Origin of the sequence: Alkaliphilus serpentinus (assembly GCF_009017255.1) — a bacterium.
In the GTDB taxonomy this organism is placed as follows: Bacteria; Bacillota; Clostridia; order Peptostreptococcales; family Natronincolaceae; genus Alkaliphilus_D; species Alkaliphilus_D serpentinus.
Window position 1 is genome coordinate 249303 of record NZ_WBZB01000013.1, and the last position, 19101, is coordinate 268403.

General features: G+C 35.8%; 26 protein-coding genes. All 26 read right to left on the reverse strand.

What is annotated here, in order from left to right; all coding sequences use genetic code 11:
- Position 1: 1 nt before the first annotated feature.
- Positions 2-265, reverse strand: coding sequence for a hypothetical protein (locus F8153_RS05220; RefSeq protein ID WP_151865304.1), 264 nt, complete (start codon positions 263-265; stop codon positions 2-4).
- A 129-nt stretch (positions 266-394) separates the two neighbouring features.
- Entirely contained in the window at positions 395-544 is a 150-nt protein-coding gene (locus F8153_RS16005; protein WP_192929666.1) for a hypothetical protein, read from the reverse strand.
- A 192-nt stretch (positions 545-736) separates the two neighbouring features.
- Positions 737-1561, reverse strand: coding sequence for a CsxC family protein (locus tag F8153_RS05225; protein WP_243136900.1), 825 nt, complete (start codon positions 1559-1561; stop codon positions 737-739).
- Between the two features lie 132 nt (positions 1562-1693).
- Positions 1694-2089, reverse strand: a complete 396-nt coding sequence (locus F8153_RS05230; RefSeq protein ID WP_151865306.1) for an OsmC family protein — start codon at positions 2087-2089, stop codon at positions 1694-1696.
- A 249-nt stretch (positions 2090-2338) separates the two neighbouring features.
- On the reverse strand, positions 2339-2701 hold the full coding sequence (locus F8153_RS05235) for a response regulator (RefSeq protein ID WP_151865307.1): 363 nt from the start codon (positions 2699-2701) through the stop codon (positions 2339-2341).
- A gap of 405 nt (positions 2702-3106) precedes the next feature.
- The gene (gene ptsP, locus F8153_RS05240) at positions 3107-4816 is read right to left on the reverse strand and encodes a phosphoenolpyruvate--protein phosphotransferase (RefSeq protein WP_151865308.1); all 1710 of its coding nucleotides are present in this window, start codon (positions 4814-4816) and stop codon (positions 3107-3109) included.
- Positions 4817-4828: 12 nt separating this feature from the next.
- Complete coding sequence (locus tag F8153_RS05245) at positions 4829-5092, reverse strand: HPr family phosphocarrier protein (protein ID WP_151865309.1); 264 nt, start codon at positions 5090-5092, stop codon at positions 4829-4831.
- A 7-nt stretch (positions 5093-5099) separates the two neighbouring features.
- The gene (locus tag F8153_RS05250; RefSeq protein WP_151865310.1) at positions 5100-5582 is read right to left on the reverse strand and encodes a PTS sugar transporter subunit IIA; all 483 of its coding nucleotides are present in this window, start codon (positions 5580-5582) and stop codon (positions 5100-5102) included.
- Positions 5566-6726, reverse strand: a complete 1161-nt coding sequence (gene nagA, locus F8153_RS05255; protein WP_151865311.1) for an N-acetylglucosamine-6-phosphate deacetylase — start codon at positions 6724-6726, stop codon at positions 5566-5568. Before nagA ends, F8153_RS05250 begins: the two co-directional genes overlap by 17 nt.
- Positions 6727-6812: 86 nt before the next feature.
- Positions 6813-7553, reverse strand: a complete 741-nt coding sequence (gene nagB, locus F8153_RS05260) for a glucosamine-6-phosphate deaminase (RefSeq protein ID WP_151865312.1) — start codon at positions 7551-7553, stop codon at positions 6813-6815.
- Positions 7554-7573: 20 nt separating this feature from the next.
- Positions 7574-8422, reverse strand: coding sequence for a MurR/RpiR family transcriptional regulator (locus F8153_RS05265; RefSeq protein WP_207707687.1), 849 nt, complete (start codon positions 8420-8422; stop codon positions 7574-7576).
- 19 nt (positions 8423-8441) lie between these two features.
- Positions 8442-9479 carry a MupG family TIM beta-alpha barrel fold protein gene (locus F8153_RS05270; RefSeq protein WP_192929667.1) on the reverse strand — a complete coding sequence of 346 codons (1038 nt, stop codon included), beginning with the start codon at positions 9477-9479 and terminating at the stop codon, positions 8442-8444.
- A 45-nt stretch (positions 9480-9524) separates the two neighbouring features.
- A complete protein-coding gene (locus tag F8153_RS05275) occupies positions 9525-10949 on the reverse strand; it encodes a PTS transporter subunit EIIC (RefSeq protein ID WP_151865314.1) in 1425 nt (474 codons plus the stop codon).
- Positions 10950-10990: 41 nt separating this feature from the next.
- On the reverse strand, positions 10991-11908 hold the full coding sequence (gene murQ / locus F8153_RS05280; RefSeq protein ID WP_151865315.1) for an N-acetylmuramic acid 6-phosphate etherase: 918 nt from the start codon (positions 11906-11908) through the stop codon (positions 10991-10993).
- A 254-nt stretch (positions 11909-12162) separates the two neighbouring features.
- Positions 12163-12984, reverse strand: a complete 822-nt coding sequence (locus tag F8153_RS05285; protein WP_151865316.1) for a M55 family metallopeptidase — start codon at positions 12982-12984, stop codon at positions 12163-12165.
- A gap of 29 nt (positions 12985-13013) precedes the next feature.
- On the reverse strand, positions 13014-14003 hold the full coding sequence (locus F8153_RS05290; RefSeq protein WP_151865317.1) for a D-cysteine desulfhydrase family protein: 990 nt from the start codon (positions 14001-14003) through the stop codon (positions 13014-13016).
- Between the two features lie 291 nt (positions 14004-14294).
- Entirely contained in the window at positions 14295-14663 is a 369-nt protein-coding gene (locus F8153_RS05295) for a class I SAM-dependent methyltransferase (protein ID WP_151865318.1), read from the reverse strand.
- 21 nt (positions 14664-14684) lie between these two features.
- Positions 14685-14963 (reverse strand): hypothetical protein, encoded by a 279-nt coding sequence (locus F8153_RS05300; RefSeq protein ID WP_151865319.1) that lies wholly within the window; start codon positions 14961-14963, stop codon positions 14685-14687.
- A gap of 60 nt (positions 14964-15023) precedes the next feature.
- The gene (locus tag F8153_RS05305; RefSeq protein ID WP_151865320.1) at positions 15024-15659 is read right to left on the reverse strand and encodes a cyclase family protein; all 636 of its coding nucleotides are present in this window, start codon (positions 15657-15659) and stop codon (positions 15024-15026) included.
- Between the two features lie 26 nt (positions 15660-15685).
- On the reverse strand, positions 15686-15931 hold the full coding sequence (locus tag F8153_RS05310; protein WP_151865321.1) for a hypothetical protein: 246 nt from the start codon (positions 15929-15931) through the stop codon (positions 15686-15688).
- Between the two features lie 92 nt (positions 15932-16023).
- Positions 16024-16677, reverse strand: coding sequence for a hypothetical protein (locus tag F8153_RS05315; RefSeq protein ID WP_151865322.1), 654 nt, complete (start codon positions 16675-16677; stop codon positions 16024-16026).
- A gap of 65 nt (positions 16678-16742) precedes the next feature.
- Positions 16743-17018 (reverse strand): VOC family protein, encoded by a 276-nt coding sequence (locus F8153_RS05320; RefSeq protein WP_151865323.1) that lies wholly within the window; start codon positions 17016-17018, stop codon positions 16743-16745.
- A 163-nt stretch (positions 17019-17181) separates the two neighbouring features.
- Complete coding sequence (locus F8153_RS05325; protein ID WP_151865324.1) at positions 17182-17496, reverse strand: DUF3795 domain-containing protein; 315 nt, start codon at positions 17494-17496, stop codon at positions 17182-17184.
- A 58-nt stretch (positions 17497-17554) separates the two neighbouring features.
- Entirely contained in the window at positions 17555-17932 is a 378-nt protein-coding gene (locus F8153_RS05330; protein ID WP_151865325.1) for a cytidine deaminase family protein, read from the reverse strand.
- Positions 17933-17974: 42 nt separating this feature from the next.
- The gene (locus F8153_RS16010) at positions 17975-18130 is read right to left on the reverse strand and encodes a hypothetical protein (RefSeq protein ID WP_192929668.1); all 156 of its coding nucleotides are present in this window, start codon (positions 18128-18130) and stop codon (positions 17975-17977) included.
- Between the two features lie 102 nt (positions 18131-18232).
- Entirely contained in the window at positions 18233-19072 is an 840-nt protein-coding gene (locus F8153_RS05340) for a prenyltransferase/squalene oxidase repeat-containing protein (RefSeq protein WP_151865326.1), read from the reverse strand.
- Positions 19073-19101: the final 29 nt, after the last annotated feature.

Below are 19101 nucleotides of genomic sequence, written 5' to 3' on the forward strand. Positions count from 1 at the left end.
ATCATCCCTTCAGGCTCTTGATTCTCTTCTCAATATATTTCAAATCATAATTTTCAAAGTCCTTCTTACCATTTATAATAATAGCCTCATCATCCAGTTGATGTTTAATTTTTAAAAACTGCATCTTTCCCGCTTCGTTTTCTTCTTCTGTATCACTACTAAAGCTTTCATATTTCCATTGTCTTCCCTGTTGATATATAATAATGTTTAACTTCCCATCCTCTAAAGGTTTCTGAAGTACTTCAGCCAATTCTTGCAGTCTCATATGAATCCTCCTTAAAGAATTTTACTCTTTTTCTTTATGTTTTCTAATTCTCTTCCTATTCATGAATACATTTTATCATAGCTATTATTAGCTGTACATTATTAATTGAATGATGGATTTCATAAACAACTATAATATTGGTTGCCTTTTGTTTTTGGCGATTTTCCATAAACCAATGGTTAAAAGGGGTAATACATAAAATACTAAAAATCCCCACGTTACCGTCCCATAGCCCTTTGATATTAATTTCTTAAAGGTGGGTGAATTGATAATCTTCATCTTTAACCTCCTTATGAACTCTTAATGATATAGCCTACATAGTATCACCTGAGGTGATAATTAGGAGCTCAGACTATTCTACCAGTCCATTAAAAATCCATTTTACAACCGATTTTAAGAATAATCACAGACTTTTTATTTCAGCAAAAAAAACGTCCTTTTCATGGACGTTTTTTTAGTGGTTGGAGATTTCTATTTAGCACATGGTCCTACTATTGGAGCAATTGCAACCTGCTGATTTTGTAATAGCTTAATGGTTAAGAAGATTACCATTTTTTCTTCAATCTCTCTAAATAGCTTTTCGCCAACAGGTAAGCGATAATTTGCTGTAGTTCTATCTAGGTGCTCATCAAATTCAACGATTCTACTGCTGATTAAATCACAATAGGGTAGTTCATTGTAATATTCGGTGCTGATTAAATTAATCTCTGATAAATCTGAGGAAAGTAGTCGATCCTTTTCTGCATATTCTGGTCTATTGATCTCCTGAGATCTCAAATATACAAACTCATCATTGCTTGTTCCTATAATTGGCAGTGGGTCATTTCCGTTAAAGGTAATTGGTGTTGTACAGTCAAAGGGTACATCTACTGTGCAATGTCTTATTTCACCACAAAGCCCATAGGGGTTGGAGCACCAGCCAGGTGTTGAGTATTCAATGTTTTTTCTTACGAAGCCTTTAATAAAGAGAACATTTGTATCTTGTAATAGCAAACATTGGGTGATTTTTAAGGTCTTTCTTATACGCTTTATATCCAAAGCCAGTTCAGGAAGCTTTATAGTAGAGCTTACGTTAAACTGAACATTTAATTCGGCTAATACAACAGGTAGCTTAGCAACGGCTCCAGCTGTGTTGGCGTTAATTGGCACTGGTGTATTCTCGCAACTGTTTACAGTACCACCCTTCACCTCGACAAATGGCCTTTTCATTGTTGTAGGTTGCGGTTTTTTAAATCTATTATTATAATATTGGGACATTTCTTTTTCTCCTTTCAATAAATATATTACTTCTTTCATAATGGTTGTTTATCTTTTGCCTAATACATGATATTCCCCTCATTTAATTAGGTTACATCAAGGAGTAAAAATAATAAGAAACCTTCTAGCAGCAGAAGGTTTCTTGTTATTTTATAATATTTTTCTATTTATTTATCGGTGGGTTTTTATGTTAAATTCAGGTGGTGTAAACATATGCTTCTTAACTGCACACATATCCATAGATCGAATAATGGCAGCTTCATACTTTTGTGGGAAATTATCTGGTAAGGTTAAGTTTAAATGAACTTCCTCGATTAATCCCTCTTCAGAATTGACAACAGTATCTAATGTCAGTTTTAACCCTTCAGTATCAATTCCCTTGCTTTGACAAAAGCCTAGTGCATATATACCAGCACAGGTTGCAATGGAAGATAAAAACAAATCAAAGGGGGACGGGGCTGATCCTTCTCCCCCACCTCTTACTGGTTGATCAGTAGCAACAGTAAAGCCTTTAATGTTTGCATCTACCCGTTTACCACCAGGAAAGCTAACCTCTATTAATGGCATAATAATCACTCCTTAGTATTTATCTACTATCATTATACCACCCCCTCCCAAGGGGGTCAAGGATATTTCAATGTTCTCTATACCAAGATTGTAACACTACTGGCCAAGCTAAATAGATTGAATTCTATATAATTATCGAAGGAACAAAAGCTTTAGGATAAACTTTTGAGATTCCTACAACTGACAAGAACCCTAAAGGCTTTGTTAGGGTTCATTAATAGACTATGTTCTTGATATAATATGTTGAATCTAAACTCCAAGATGTTTTTTTATTTTTTCAACCACCAAATCCTCTTGGAAGGGTTTTACAATAAAATCCTTTGCTCCTGCTTTTATGGCTTCAACCACCATTGCATTCTGTCCCATGGCAGAACACATAATGATCTTAGCATCAGGAAAATCCTTTATTATATCCTTTACTGCCGCAATTCCATCTAGTTCTGGCATTGTTATATCCATAGTCATTAAGTCTGGTTTTAACTCTTTATACTTCATCACTGCTTGTTTCCCGTTTTCAGCTTCACCTACTACTTCAAAACCATTTTTCACAAGAATCCCTTCTAAAACTTTTCTCATAAAGGCAGCATCATCTGCAATTAAAACCTTTTGCATATCAACTTCTCCTATCTTATTATAGTCATTTTATTTACGGAACTATATTCAAATTGACTGGTACCTCTTATTTTACTCCTTATCTTATTCTACAAAAATTATCATATTCCTTCACTTTTATCACATAAAAAACAAGACGATAATCAGTCTTCAGACTGTTGAAAAAGTAAAATTTCAAATCGGAAACAACTATGTTTTAAATAAAGAGAAATATGTGGAGTTAATAATAAAAGAACGATAAGATGGAAGAACAGTATTTTCAATGTTTGAGCCGAAGGTGAGTTTTGAAAATACCTGACATCTTTGAGTTCATCCTGCCTTTTGTCCGGGAACCAATTTCTCTGTTTTAAAATATAGGGGTTTTCAACAACCTCAAGACGATAATCAGTCTTGTTTATTTTTAATTTATTTTTTTAGGTTTTCTGCAATAAAGTTTCTAATTTCTTTAGAAGTTGAAAGGATTAATGTCTCTTCTGCCAACTTCTTCATTTCTAAATAAGATAGCTCTGCAATTAATTTTCTAGCTGGTAGAATAGCGGATGCATTCATTGAAAATTCATCTAATCCCAGACCTAAAAGGATCGGAATAATATTCAGATCACCAGCCATCTCTCCACACATTCCTACCCACTTCCCATCTGCATGGGCATAATCAATAATCAATTTTATCAATCTAAGAACAGCAGGATGGAAGGGCTCATATAAATAGCTGACACCCTCATTTAATCGATCTACTGCTGTAGAATACTGAATTAAATCATTGGTTCCTATACTAAAAAAATCTACTTCCTTTATAAGTAAGTCACCAATTACTGCAGCTGCCGGTATTTCTATCATAATTCCTATTTCTATTTGGTTGCTATATTCAATAGACTTCTCCTTTAGTTCTCTTTTTACATCCTCTAATATTTCATTGGCAGCTCTAACCTCTTCAACCGACGATATCATTGGGTACATGATTTTTAAGTTGCCATAAAGACTTGACCTTAACAACGCCCTTAACTGAACCTTAAAGATTTCCGGTTGGTTAAGGGATATTCGAATTGCCCGATATCCAAGAAAAGGGTTAGCCTCCTTAGGAAGATTCAGATAAGGCAGCTCCTTGTCTCCACCGATATCTAATGTACGGATAATTACTGGCTTTCCTTCCATCTCTTCAAGTACCTCTTTATAGGCCTGAAATTGTTCCTCCTCTGTTGGCATATTGCTCCTGTTCATAAAAAGAAATTCTGTTCGATAGAGGCCTATTCCCTCTGCCCCATTTTTCAATGCCATCTTTACATCCCTAGGTGTTCCGATATTACAACCTAATTCAACTTTTCTTTTGTCCTTGGAATAGGTGGCTTGGTCCTTTAATCTGAAAAGCTCCCGTCTCTTCAGCTCAAAGTACTTCTTTTTAACGCTGTATTCTTCCATAATATGCATGTCAGGATTTCTATATCCTATTCCTTCTTGTCCATCGAAGACTATTGTATCTCCATCCTTCACCATCATAGTAATATTATTTACCCCTACAATTGCAGGAACCTCTAAATTTCTAGCCATAATTGCTGTGTGGCTTGTTGAACCACCTATTTCTGTTATAAAGCCTAAAACCTTTTCTAAGTTCATTGTTGCAGTATCTGATGGAGTCAGATCATGGGCAACTAATACTACTTCTTCAGATAGTTTTGATAAATCAATGGTTTCCCTTCCTAATAGGTTATTTAAAAGTCGCTTTCCAACATCCTTTATATCAGAGGCCCTTTCCCTCAAGTAGTCGTCTTCCATTGCCTCAAAAATACTAATAAAGCTTTTTATCACTTCATTTGCAGCATAAGGGCTGCATACTTTTTCTTTTATAATTTTGTTTTTTATATCATTAATAAATTCTGGATCCATTAAAATCATTATATGGGCTTCAAATATAGCCGCCTTATCTAAACCCATTTTTCTTTCTGCCTCTGCCTTAACTTTTTCCAATTGAAGTATGGTAGCATCAATAGAGTGCTTCAATTGATCTATCTCTCCATCCACATCATCAATATTTGCTTTTTCGATATTGAATTTCTGGCTCTTATAAATTAAAGCTTTTCCTATAGCTATTCCAGCAGAAGCACTTATTCCTTTAAACATATCTTAGTCCTCCTATGCCTCAAGATTCCCCTCCAGCAGTTTTGCTAAGGCCTCAAAAGCAGCTTCTTCATCTTCACCTGAAACCCTCAATAGAACTTCCTCATCCTTTCTAGCTCCGGAGCTGAGAAGATTCATAATGCTCTTACAACTGTATTCATTATCATTTTTAACCAACGCAATTTTTGACCTGTATTTTTGTGCCTCTTTAACAATTAAAGCAGCAGGTCTGGCATGTAATCCTGTTTCACTTTTTATAACGATTAATTTCTCTAACATCTTCTCTCTACCTTTCTATTTTGGCCTTCATAATCCATTGATCCTTCTCGTCCATGGACTTTACTAGATCAGTTATCTCCTCCATATTGGTAATTACAATGGGAGTGACAAGGGATTTTGCCCCCTCTCTAACCTTCTCTAGTTCAAAGGTCATCAAAAGATCTCCTACCTTTACTTGATCTCCAGGGGAAGTATAAACTTCAAAACCCTCACCCTTCATTTTAACTGTATCTATGCCTATATGAATTAACATTTCAATTCCATTTGACGCTTTTAAGACAATGGCATGCTTAGTATCCATTATTTGAATAACTTCCCCTTCAACTGGTGAAGTAACCCTTCCTTCAGAAGGATCAATGGCTACCCCATCTCCAACCATCTTCTGTGAAAAAACTTCATCAGGTACCTCCGTTATATCCATTTTCTTTCCCATAATGGGTGAATAAATGAAAATCCATTGATCCTTCTCTCTTTTAAATAGGTTTATCATATGAACCTCCTAATCGTATACTGCCTTCAATAAACACCATCCTGACATTTAATCCTTCATCAAATACAATTACATCAGCATCCTTGCCAACCTCAATGCTGCCTTTTCTATCGTCAATGCCAATAACCTTAGCAGGATTAAGAGAAGCCAGTTTTATAACTTTATATAGTGGTTCATTGGTTACCTCTACAAAGTTCTGAATAGCTTTATTTAAGGTCAACACACTACCTGCAAGCCTACCGTCAGGCAGCTGAGCCCTCCCCTCCCTTACTTCTACCATCTGTCCGCCTAGCTCATAGGATCCATCCTTCATGCAGCTTCCTCTAATAGCATCTGTCACCAGTACCAACTGAGCTTCTCCCTTTATTTTTAGTAAAAGCTTAAAAAGCTCAGGATGAACATGGATTTTATCAGCAATTAGCTCACAGCTGATAAAACTATTAAAAGCTGCACCAACAACCCCTGGATTTCTATGATGTAGTGGGGTCATGGCATTAAAAATATGGGTACAATGGGATATCCCTGCTTGAATTGCCTCCATTGCTTCTTCATAGGAGGCCGCACTATGGCCTATGGCTAATGTAGCATTAGATTCCTGCTTAAAAGCTTGAATAAAGGCTTTACTACCTTCTATTTCTGGAGCCATCGTAATAATTTTGATTATATCCATATAATCTTTGAGAAGGTTATAGTCAGGTGGAATGATAGTATCTTCCTTTTGAGCCCCCTTGTAGGCCTTATTAATAAAGGGACCTTCAAGATGAACCCCAAGGATATTTGCACCACCTAAATCAATAGTCATTGCTTCCTTTACTGTATCTAAAGCAGTATAAATTGTTTGCATATCCATTGACATTGTAGTGGGTAAAAATCCCGTAGTCCCATAGGTTAGAATCCTATTGCTTATGGTTTTCAGTGCATCTACTGATCCATCCATGGTGTCACAACCCCCAGAGCCATGAATATGAATATCTATAAAACCGGGAGATATATAATGACCTTTTACATCAATAATTTCATCTACTTCCTTCTGAAGAAAAGAAGGAACATCGACTATGGCCTTTATTTTCTGATCCATTAGCAAGACTCTATCTTCATGTATTCCATCATTATGAATGATTTTACCATTTATTAATGCCTTCATATCAACCATTCCAATCCTTAATTTTGCTATTTCAGAATTATCGTAAGTCTTAAGATTATCCTGAATCCTTCACCTTTAGATATCTACTAGTTGCTGCTGGCTACAATACAGGCTCCTGCTTCTTTATCTGTTATTAATGTGATATCTGGGTGGGTTTGAAGAATTGAAGCAGGAACTTTAGTATTTACATAACCGCTTGTCATTTCCTTCATAGCCTCTGCCTTATTTTCTCCACATGCCAGCAAAACAATTTTTTTCGCCTTCATGATGGTGGCTATACCAACCGACAGAGCCTCTTTAGGAACCTCATTGTAATCATCAAAAAATCTGCTATTATCAAGTATCGTCTTATCTGATAGACCAACGAGATGGGTAGTCACATTTAGCTTATCACCAGGCTCATTAAAGCCTATATGACCATTGGCTCCTATACCTAATATTTGTAGATCGATCCCCCCTGCCAGTCTAATTTTTTCTTCATATTTCAAACATTCCTGTAGGATATTTTCAGCTATTCCATTGGGAATATGAATGTTTTCCTCAGGAACATTAACATGTTGAAAAAAGTTCTCCATCATATACATGTAGTAGCTACTTTTATGATGTTGAGGAAGCCCATAGTATTCGTCTAGATTAAAGGTTGTGACCTCCGAAAAATCTATTTCTCCAAGTTTATGCATCTCTACTAGTTCTTTGTACATGCCTATTGGAGTGCTGCCGGTTGCTAAACCCAATACACTTTTAGGTTTTAGTATAATTTGACTGGCTACAATCAAAGCTGCCTTTTTAGCGACAGCTTTATAATGCTCTTCAATATATATTCTCATTGGTAAATAACATCCCTTCTTCAAAGCTTAAAGTCTTCAACAATCTCTCTAGTGGTTTGTATATACTTAGATATTTCATTGAAGTTTTTACGGGCAATTCCAATAAACAATATATCAATTATCGTTAGTTGGGCGATTCTAGAGGCAATGGCCCCTGTTCTAAGATTCTTTTCTACTGAAGCTGTAAACAGATTGATATCTGCTAAATCCATCAATGGATTTTTACCATACTTGGTAATAGATATAGTTGTTGCTCCCCGATTTTTAGCTGTTTCCATAGCTTTGAATATTTCTAGAGTTCTACCACTATGGGATATTCCAACAGCTACATCCCCTTTACCTAAATGAATTGCAGAGGACAGCTGAGTATGACTATCCATATACATACTGGCCCTTTTGTTAATACGCATGAGCTTATATTGCAGGTCTAAGCCTACTAATCCAGAAGCACCTACCCCGAAAATATTAATATTATTAGCCTTGGTCATGACTTCTATTGCTTTGGCAACCTCAACTTCGTCAAGGACACTAACGGTTTCGTCTATGGCATTGGAATTCTCTTTGCTTATTTTATAGATAATTTCTTTGGTAGAGTCATGAATTGTAACGGCTTCATATACCTTATCCTGTTGCTTATCCTGCAAAGCTGCATCCTTAGCCAATGCCAGCTTCATTTCTTGAAAACCTCCATAGCCTAGCTTTCTTGCGAACCTTACGATACTGGGAGGGCTTGTTTTAACCTGTTCTGCCAATTCCGCCGCAGATAATGAGGTTACTTCAACTTCTTCTTCCATTATATAATCAGCTATTTTCTGTTCAGTTGGTGTTAACTCTGAATAAATTTCTCTAATTTTTAGTATACAGCTCAAAATCTCTCCTCCTATTGTTTTAAGAATCGAAAATCAGTGCAAAAGCATCTCCGGGCTTGATAAGATCAATTAAAATGGCGGCTTCTGATGCATCCCCAACTACATTAACCCTCTTATCAGCCTCAAAATTCTTCTTCATGATTTGTAATTCACCCTCGTATCTAAAATATCCTTCATTATCTATAGTTATGGAGTACTTTTTTCTTTCGATGGTATTCTTTTTTATTATAGGAAGATTTTTTTTACTTCTGGCCTCTTGAGAACGGATTAGAAATTCCCCTGGATCCATTCGATTTGTGTGAATCCCCGATAGAATTCTTTTCTCACCTTCACTCAAATTAAAGGCCTTAAAGGGTAAGCTATAAACATTCTTACGAATTTTACTTAACCTATTTATTTCTTCTTCAGATATATAAGCATCTCCAGTAACTACTATATCAACACCAGAGTGTAATAAATGCTGGGCGGTAATCATTGGATCCATATCCCGATGACACTCCAATGTAGGTAAACCGTCATAAATAGGCCCTCTTTTTCCACATCTAGACGGGATAAAAGCCATAATTCTAAGGCCATAGTCTTTGAAGACCTTATTTCTATCAAGAAATAGCTCATAGGATAACCCTGTATCTCTTCTGGGATAGTAATTGTGTCCAACCTCTATATTATTGAAGTTTGCCTTCAATCCTTCAAGCTGTTGTAAATAATCCCTTGTTATGGTACTACCATTAATCTGAATCTTAAAGGGATAATTTTTTGTATAGCTGGCGACTTCATGGATTGTAAATCCAAAATCCAAACGCAAAGCATAGATATCAAATTCTTTAAGATTATATTTATTTATAAACCCCTTTGAAACATCAGCAATAACCTGCATATCCAATTCTTTTGCACGTTTTAATATGTCCTTTAATTCTAAATAAACCCTCTCATTTGCCTCAGGTATATGAAGGGAGGTAAATACTGTTTTGATTCCATAATCATTGGCCGTTTCAAGTAGGTTTAGATTTTTTTCTAAGCTAACCTCCAAGCCTGCATAAACTGAAATACCTAACATGTAAATAACTCCCTTCATTTTTACTAGATTTTAAGTGATTTGGTACTATACATTTGCAACATCAGAATCCTTTATAAATATCCGAGTAATGATAAATCCGCCTAAATAAGATATTAAAATTCCCAATACATAATTCATCATGGATCCTGGTTGCATCAAAGGAACCGCTACTAATCCAGAGGGTCCCCAAGCTGTGGCCATTACATTAGTAGCCATTACGAAGGCTCCACCGAAGCCAGCCCCTAAGCCAGCAGTTATAAAGGGTTTACCCAATGGTAAGGTTACTCCATAAATTAACGGTTCTCCAATTCCTAAAACTCCCGCTGGTAATGCACCCGTAATAACCTTCTGCATTCTTTCATTCTTAACCTTCTTACTAATCATATAAATTGCTATAGCAGCACCCACTTGCCCTGCACCAGCCATGGCTAGAACTGGGAATAGAGATACACCACCCAATGCCTCCAGCTGTATTGCATATATGGGTATTAAACCATGATGTAATCCTAAGAGAACCATTGGTAAGAAAAGAGCAGATAACACATATCCAGATAAAATACTAACTATGGTATATTCCGAACCAATAATTACACTTAAGGCTCTAACCAACCAATCTGAGAACACCCCAGATAAAGGCATAATTACAAATACAAAGGCAATTGCCACAGTCAATAGGGTAACAAAGGGAGTAACAATGAGGTCTAATACATCTGGTATTCTTTTTCTTACGGCTTTTTCTACCTTTGATAATAAATATACCCCTAAGATTACTCCAATAATACCGCCTTTACCTGTTGTTAATATGGAATTCAAAGGTACATCTGCATCATACCATCCATATAGCTGAGATATGCTTACGATTTGAGCTGCTATGGACATGGCACCTACCATACCTCCCAATGCTTCCGTAGCTCCGAATCGCTTTGCTGCATTTATCCCTGTGTATATAGCAAAGTAACCTAAAAAGCTAGTACCAATTAGGGAGAAAATTAGTCGGATGGTATCCCATGCTTGACTGGCTGGTAATGCTCCTTGACCCTGCATTGTCCCAATTAAGCTACTGAAGCCATTAAATATCCCTGCTGCTATGATTGCTGGTAATAAAGGAATAAATATTCCTGCAATGGTTTCAAGGGCTTTCTTAAGCTTACTTTGCTTTTGAGCCTTTTTAATAGATTCCTTGTTGCCCTTCCAATCCTCCGTAACAGCTGCTGCTTGCTTAATACCGTGTTCACTTACCAGAAGGTCAGCTACTTTCTTAGCCTTTCCTGGGCCCACCACCACCTGTAGTGTTTCAGCCTCAACCACTCCTAGTACGCCATCAACAGCCTTTAATTCTCCAATTTTAACCTTTGAAGCATCCTTCAGTTCCATCCTAATTCTAGTCATACAATTGGTTGCACTGATTATATTGTCCTTACCACCAACGAGTTCAACAATCCTTCTTGATAATTCTTGATTTCCAACCATCAGTAAATCCCCCTTTAAATTTTTAAACCTTATTGTCTATCTTAATCGGAATTCCTTACAGCTTCTAATGCAAGTCTAATATTACCTTTGTGATCTTTTAATATTACTTTTCCCCTATCAAAGTCCGTCAGTTTGGATAATTCTAAGAAAATTGCTAGTTTTACGTCGTAATTGGTTTTTTGAAGTAGATCTTCAGTCATCTCACGAGAAAGGCCAGTTGCTTCCATCACGATTCTTTTACTTCTCTCTATTAGCTTTAAATTAGTAGCATCTACATCAACCATTAGGTTTTCATATACCTTTCCCAGCTTAATCATTGCACCGGTGGAAAGCATATTTAATACCATCTTTTGTGCTGTTCCAGCCTTCATTCTTGTAGATCCAGTTATCACCTCTGGGCCTACAACTGGAGCAATGTTAATTTTTCCAAGCTGATTCATGATACTACCTTTGTTGCAGGTTACTGTAATCGTTTCACCCCCTATACTATTGGCATACCTTATTGCACCTATCACATAAGGTGTTCTACCACTGGCAGCTATCCCAACCAAAACATCATTACAATTAAAAATTAGCTTTTTTAAATCTCCTTCTCCCTCCTCTTCTTTATCCTCAGCTCCTTCAATTGCCTTAAGCATTGCTTCAGTTCCACCTGCTATGATTCCTTGTACCATAGATGGATCTGTACCGTATGTAGGGGGGCATTCAGAAGCATCTAATAACCCAATTCTGCCGCTGGTTCCTGCACCAATATAGATTAGCCTTCCTCCTTTATGGAATTGTTCTGCAATGACATCAACTGCCTTTGCGATACTTGGCAGTTCCTTCTCTACTGCTAAAGCTACTAATTTGTCCTCTTTATTGATGGTTTCCATCATTTCTAGGGTCGACATCGTGTCAATATCTTTACTATTTTCGTTGCGTTCTTCTGTTGTTAATCCTTTAAAATCAATATACATGCCCTTCCCTCAATTCTCTAAATTAATGATTTTTATGATCCTTATAAAAATGTAGAACTATTCTGTAATCTTATTATATTATGTTTGTAATTTTATTTCAATATTAATTTATTATTTTGTAATTTTATTTCTGTTATTGTTTCTTTTAGTTTTATTTTGTAAAAAAAAAGACGCATAAAGTGCGTCATTCTCCTTCTTATTAATTCATATGAAATTTAGCAAAAACTTAATGTCCATCTCTAGCTTTACTTTTATTATAACGTGTAGGCCGCCAATGTAGTTAAGGCCGTTCTCATTTTATAGGCTTCAACAATATTTTTTGCAATATATCGAACCTTATTAGCCTCAATCAATTCTACTCCTGGAATTAGCAATGTATATTCTGCCATTCCACTGTTTAAAAAGGTTATTTCTAATTCAATGGGGCCATCTATACTATGGAAGGTTAGATTATTAGATTCTTCTTTAAGACTTTTATATACTCCCTCCTCTATCAATCTATGGACCTTTTTAGGCTGTAGGGATTCTGCTGTATATCTGCTAATTGCCTTCTTTACTATTAGATTTTCGATTTTCTCATCAAAGGCTTTTACCTGCTGTGCCAAAACATCATCTCCTGATACAAAAACCACTGGCACCCTATAATAGCCAGCAACTAAGGTATTAAACTCAAACTCCCCTACAATTTTATGGTTAATCTTTATTTCCGAAATGACCCTTCCATGATAGCTATGAGCTAGAACTCCTGCTGCATTATGTCTGCTGTGATACCCAATTAAAAGGACAGCATCATAGCTACTATCGATACCCTCCATCATTCCTAAGGGCTTTTTATCACCAGAAATTAATACCACCTCTTCGTCTAAATCCTCAATCAATATATTAGTCATAGGGCCATGAGAATCATTCACTAGAATTTCTGAAGCCCCAGCTTCCTTTGCTCCTTTAACTGCTGCATTAACTTCATCCGTCATTAGTTTTCTTGCTCTTTGATATTCGTGGCCTTGGGGCATGGTAAAGGAGTTATTTACTACACCACTGATCCCCTCAATATCTGCTGATATATATATTTTCATTTGAGTTCCTCCAAATCTCTATATAACGATTATTTAAAGAATAATTCCTTTTTAGGAAACAGTCCAAATAACCCCCCTGTATGAATAAACAAAATATTTTTATGATTATTAAAGGTGCCCTTTTTTATTTCACTAAGCAATCCCTTCATAGCTTTGCCAGTATATACAGGGTCTAGTATTAGCCCTTCTTTTCTAGCCAACCAATAAATAAACTCAAGCTCCTCTGGTGAGGTTTGGGCGTAGCCATTGCCAACATAACCATCAATTATATTGATTTCATCCTCTGTATAATTCAATTCCTCATCCATATAGTAACAGCTGTCCTTCAATATTTTTGATATTTGATTTTTGAAATATTCAGCATCGTCGCATACGTTAATACCATAGATCTTCTTTTTATTGTTCTTTAGTATATTAGCCAAGAACATCCCACTATAGGTGCCACCTGACCCCACCGCCAGGACAATGGCATCAAAAATAATACCCATTTCATCCTCCTGCCTTAGTATTTCCTCCATAGCTGAATAATAGCCAAAGGTTCCAATACCACAGGAGCCACCCTCTGGGATGATGTAGGCTTTATGTCCTTTTCCTTTAAGCTCTTCCTTAATCTCCTTCATAATCTCCATTCGTCTTTCTTTATAATCCTCAGGGGTTATAAAGCGAATATCCGCACCCAATAGCTTATCAAGAAAATAATTTCCTTCAAGAGGTTCCTCTCCACTGCTTCTTAAAACCAAGTAAGCTCCCATGCCTAGTTTGGCTGCAATTGCAGCCGTAGCCCTTCCATGGTTAGATTGTATACCTCCGCAGGTAATTAGATAATCACAGTTTTTATCTAAGGCATCCTTCACTAAATATTCTAGCTTACGAACCTTGTTTCCAGAAAACTCTGATCCTGTTTGATCATCTCGTTTAATATAGATTTGAGGTCCCCCCAGCTCATGGCTGATTCTTGTAAGCTTTTCAATTTTAGTAGGTAAGTTGGCAAGGTTAAGCTTTGGTGGTAGCTTTATCATCCAATATTCTCCTTCCAATATTCATCATAATGACCTATAGATTTTTTAAAAAAGCCTATAGATATAGGCTTTGCTTGTAATATACTCAAACTATTTTTTTAGCTGGATACAGTAGATTTCACCCATTTCCTTGGCTGAGATAAGCTGAAATCCTACTCCTTGAGCTAAGGTGATATAGTACTGCATACCCTGTTGAGCCTTTTCCCATGGTATCCCATAGGTTGTTCTAACAGTCTTATCCTTTAATTTAATTTCTAGGGGTACTAGAAAAATATCATTTACTCCCCCATCCTACATCGGAATTTTAGCATCCCAAATAATGAATTGTCCTTCTTCTTTTAAAACCCTATACATTTCTTCCAATACTTTTTGGTGATCTTCTTTTTTGATGTACATCAATGTGAAAAAAGAGGTTCCTCCATCAAAGGTATTATTCAAGAATTTCAGATCTCTAGCATCCATAACAATTTTCAATGGCCCTTCAGCTGCCTCTAAAAGTTCATCGGCCCTTGGATCGATGGCAACAACCTGATCACCCAATAATTGTCCAATTATCCCTTCTCCTCCACCACCAATATCTAAAACTTTCCCCCTCTGTATAAACCCAGTTAAATCAATACTCTGAAGATCTATTGAAAACATTCTTTCATCTTGACTCATAATATCCCCCTATTCACCTTCTCATTTGTTAGTAATTTTTCCGTATCTTTCTTCGTTTCTTCCCCAGTCGTAAGAAAACTTAATGGCTGTAGCTAATAACAAACCGATAAAAACGAAAATATAAGTAGGTAAATAAGCCATAAAGGAGTAGGAGCTGGGAGAATCATATAAAAAGATACTACCAATCACAACTCCAATTAAACCAAAGACTGCCACTAAACCTGCTTTAGTTAATATATACATTAGTCTACCTTTTTGTCTTTGCACTTCCCAATAATTTACAAACTTCTTATTTTCCATAAAAATCCCCCTTTTTATATTTTTATGTCAACTTTATGTCTACCTACAAATATAGTTGCTTTATAATTTCCTAAGAATAGCCCTCACAGGACTTGCATCCACTCCCATAAGCTTTAATGGAAGGGCAATTAATTCGTATTTCCCCTCCGGCACATCCCTTAATAATAGCCCTTCTAATATTGCCATATCCTTAGCCAATATTGCTTTATGAACTGGTAAATCTTTTGAATTCATCAGATCCACACTGGGTGTATCTATGCCAACAAGAATAACTCCCTTTGAACTCAGCTCCTCCACTAATTCAGGACTAAGGGCTACAAAATTATCATTCCAATTATTTTCGTTAAAGGTGTTTGTTGCAAACAATATCCTTTCAGCAAGGATTTCTACACCTTTTATATCTTCGGGTGTAATAAATTTTCCTCTTTGGATTTCTACATGTATCACTTGGCAATCTCCAATATAATAGCTTATATCCCTTTCTCCAATAGTCTCTCCTATGTTTTGATAATGCATTGGGGCATCAGCATGGGCACCTAGGTGAACCGTTGTATGGATAGTTGTTAGGGTTACACTTCCTCCTTGATTTAAATGGCACAGGGTTTCCGATGAAAAGGAGGTATCTCCTGACCATACACATAATCTTGATGTAATTGGTGGCGTGATATCATATACATTCTTTACTTTATCTGCCATTAAAATCCTCCCTATGATTATTAATTTTACTTGAGACCATCCCACTCTTGAAAAAATTCCTCTAAATAGTACTCCATAAATTTTTCTGGATTTCTTGCCACATAATGAAATGTGAAGGGTGTAAACAGTACCGCCAGTTGAGGATCTATTTCCGAATCTACAAATAGCTCTCCATCATACTTACCTTCTAAAGAAGAATATATGATAGGAATACTGTGTCTATAGTCACTAAAAAGTGAAAGATATCTTTCTTTATTTTCTACTTTTTTCAAAATCTAACCCCAAACTACTATATAGTTAGTGCTCTTCATTTATATTAATAATCTCTCAAGTCATTAGTTAAGTTATTTGAGCAGTGTCATTCTCAACTATTCAGTCTCTTTTTTTTCCTTCCCCAAATATCTATATCTAATATTTCAATTACTTCTCCTTCGATTAATGCTATTATTACAGAAACTAATATTCCAGCAAACATAATAAGGGATGTAAAACCTACTATCTTTGCATGACTTGTTTCTTTTTTATTGAATAATAGTAGCGAAATATTAAGACATAAAAATATGATGGAAACAAATACAAATCCACTTCCGTAGGTACTATTATGCATTATCCATACGTAGATAGAAGCAATTATACATAAAACTATTAAAGCAATTTCTGTTTTAAGAAAAGTTTCTTTATTTTTGATTTTCTTCATAAAACTGTAATGAATGATCATAACTACACCTAAAACCCCTAAAGAGACGACTGGGTTTAAGGGCTCTATATTTTTTAATACATAATATGAACTCATTGAAACTCCTGCTATAATAGCATTTATAATGGAATAAAATCTCAGACCCTTTTCATTGTTTTTTATTAAGTAGTAGCATATTAGAGAAATTACTATCCATAGAATTGCTAAGATCAAAGATATTTTACCATTAATTAAAGTTGTGCTTAAGCTATTTGAAAGAAACATTATCCCTGCTAAAATGTAATAAAAAATATAACTTCTTCTCAACTCATTTTTATTCATTTACAAACCCCTATCCCTTTACAAAATGTTATAGAGAAACTCATCAATCCCTAAAATACTTAACACTACACAATTATTAATCCATATATTCTCTGCCTTTTTGATCTTTTCAGCTTCCCCTTCTCCAAGATGAAAACAGAATTGCTAGTATTACTGGCTACCTGATCTTCATGGGATTCTGATATTGCTAATATTTGGCCAAAAGCATCTAATTCTGCATGCAGATAGCTTCCATCTTGGTTTTTACTCTCATGGATAAGTTTAGCGTCAAAGGCCCTTTGATAAAGTTCAACCGCTTCAACATTTCCTTTGATACACATTTGCATCATTGATCTTAACATATCCTCTTATATAACCTCCTATATTTAAGCCATCTTAACTTCATTATAAAACTATTTCTTACCAAATAAAACCTCCAAAAGGCTTCCTAAAAAGTTCTTTTATCATTTCATCTATAGATTCTGAATCTTGATAATTATATCCTTCTTTAGGATTTCAACCAATTTAAGCTTTCCTGTTCCACTTTTCTAGCCATCTTTTTTCTCCTAATTCTTTCAATTCCTGTTGGTTTAAGACCAAGTCTTGCCCTAATTTCATCCAACTTTCAGAAAACTTTTTTAACCGATTACATGGAAAAACACTACACTGAAAACAGTAATTATGACCCCTTTTTTCTTTACAACAACCATAAATGCCTTTACATTTTCTTACCTTACAATGCTGTTCAGCACCTAAACAAGGATTATTTGTTCTTAAAAAGTTAGGACACTGGCCACAGTAAATTCCACAGGGAGGTATGAAACCATTATATTCTTTCATAAAATTGATTTTCCACCTCTCAATTAAACTTAATAACCTTTGTGTATGTTCAAAATATTTACTTCCATTGAAAGGGTAATAAATCATCTATTGTAGCTACTGTATCTTTTCTAACCATTACCTCACATTTCTGATTATCCTCATGTATTTGCTTAATGAATTCTCGGCATCTTCCACATGGTGGTATTATTGTACCATCTTTATACACTGCAATCATTTTTACTATTCTATTTTCTCCTGCAGTAATCATAGCGGCTATAGCAGCATGTTCTGCACAAAAACCCATTGATGAAGGTGTATCGATACATACTCCAGCATAAACATTTCCCTTTTCAGACAGAATTGCTGCAGCAACAGAACCTGCATATGATTCTTTTGAGAGTTTTCTCGGATTTAACTTATTTTTTGCAATATCATATAATTCCTCAAATGTCATTAAGCTCATCCCTTCAGATTATTAATTTATCTTAATTTTTTGTTAACGAAAAGCCGGGGCAGTTACTCCAGCAAGAATTATCCCCCGATCATTACAACTCTTATTATATAATTGGTCTACCAATTTGCTTTTCAATTCTCCATTGGGGAGCTTTTCCATCATCTCCCCAGTATTCATTGAGAACTTTAATTTTCTCATTTTTAAATTCGAAAAATGATGTTGCGTGGAAGGATATTCCCTCATTTTTTAGTTGCACCTTGAGAACAGAAATGACTAAACATTGAGTATCATCAATATTGGTTATCGATTAATACCAAGATTTTTTAAAATTTCGTGATAGTGTCTTGTTGCCAATACGCTTGGTTTGCCTTTTTTACAGAAAGAAAACTTGGCCAACTTTGGAACTATGCGCTCAACAACAATTTGGCCATCCACCATTTTGGACTCCAGTGCTTTTAAGGCTTCCTGAAACCGGTTGTCCTCTTTTGCGCGGTTATAAAAGGATAACACATAAGTATAAACAAAAAGATTATAGTTGCGAAAGGGATATTCAACTTGCATGAACAATGTGCCCATTCCGTAGTGGCATGGGCCAATGGGCTTTCGGATTGTCCAGTGTTCAAGCAAGAAATTCACAGCCCAATCAAGGGCTGGTTCTTTGTTGAGATAGTCACTAAAGCGGAATGCGTTCAAGACAGTAAGTGTTGGGAATGGGTTTGAATACTGAGTTTCTGGACCTCGCCCAAAGCTAAACTTATTGCAGCGCCAACCGCCATCGGTGTATTGAGTATCTAAAAGGTGTTGGAAAGTTTTCTGCAATCTAGCATCGGAGCCATACCCCAAGTGGCAAAGCACATTGGCAGCGTGTGCGGTATGGCATGGGAAAATAGAACCTTTCGGATATAATTTAAACCTTCCATCTTCTTTCCATGTACTAAATATTAATTCTGCGCTTTTTTTAAGTAAAGGCTCGGTGGGTTCCATACCCAATTCTAACAGATAAAGCACGCAGTCTAGAGTGGAAAAAGGTGATCCTTTTATTAGTCGTTTGTCGGGAGTAGTCCAGTAGTCTGCACCATTATCATACCTATGGGACAATATCGCTTCAAAATCTGATAGATACTGTTTGTCTATAGACATTTTTTTCTCCTCCTATCTCTTTCTTTGAA